Raw genomic sequence first — 1,014 nt, forward strand, 5'->3', positions numbered from 1 at the left:
TGTAATGGCTGGATGAACGCATGAGCGCTCTTCATCCAGCCATTACGATTCAATTAGCCCCATTCACCAAAGGCACTGAATCAACCGGACTCGCCTGAAGCGTCGCTGGGCATAATACTCTTGCTTCGCCCGTTTTGAAGCAAAGCAGGGGTCGGAGTCATGGAGCAGTAATGGGCCAATATCAAAGAGTTTTCGTCTTTTGTTGATGGCTCCCTTGATCCACCTGAGGCCAATCTTGAGATAACTCAAGCCCCGTTGCCAATGGGGGTCAACCTGACGACGAACTCCGGCAAGCTGCACGGCCATTCCTTGCAGGGTGCCATATAGAATGGCCACCGCGACGACCAAATACAATCGGTCAATGGCTTGAGGGTCTCGGATCTTATTGCCCTCCAAGTCAAAGACCCCCGATTTGCTATCAAGGTACAATTCTTCGCAACAGAAGCGTCGGCCATAATCCCAGAGGGTTTGCAGTGTGGCGGCTTCATCGGTGATGACTGCCCAGGGCTCCTCCCCGTTGTCGAGATTGCCCATCATCAGGTTGCTGTGTAGGGTGCCATCACTCCACAGCCCGATGGCTTGATAGCCTATCGCATTCCCCTTTGAGGGCAACAGACTGTGCAGTTCAAAGACCGCATCCGCACCCCGGTGAATGGGGGTATCGTGGGGCAGCCGAAGGCGATAGTGCCATCGGCTCTGATGTAGCCCAGCAACCAATGCTCGGTTGGCAAAGCCTCGGTCCGCCAACAGCGTGACCGTATGACGACGCAATAGCCACTGGGCTTGACGCAGCAAGGGTAAATACTCCTGGTAGGCCACCGATGCACTGTTGTGCTCCAAAGTCTTCCATAGCAATGGGATGGCTCGACCACAGCAAATAATCGACAGATGGATCATGCAGCGGTCCTCATCAATCATCGTGGTGTCCATCGCCACCCATACGGCCTGTCCCTTCCATTGTTTGATGGCCTCTATCACCAGTGGCAGGTAAATAGCTGGGGCGTCAACACGAGA

The 1,014-nt window shown here is 54.2% G+C and carries 1 protein-coding gene; it reads right to left on the reverse strand.

The window, feature by feature from the left end; all coding sequences use genetic code 11:
• Nucleotides 1–63: 63 nt before the first annotated feature.
• On the reverse strand, nucleotides 64–1,014 hold a 951-nt coding region (locus F6K13_RS34765), incomplete at its 5' end, for a hypothetical protein (RefSeq protein WP_287290199.1).

This window comes from Okeania sp. SIO2B9, assembly GCF_010672505.1.
Classification (GTDB): domain Bacteria; phylum Cyanobacteriota; class Cyanobacteriia; order Cyanobacteriales; family Microcoleaceae; genus Okeania; species Okeania hirsuta.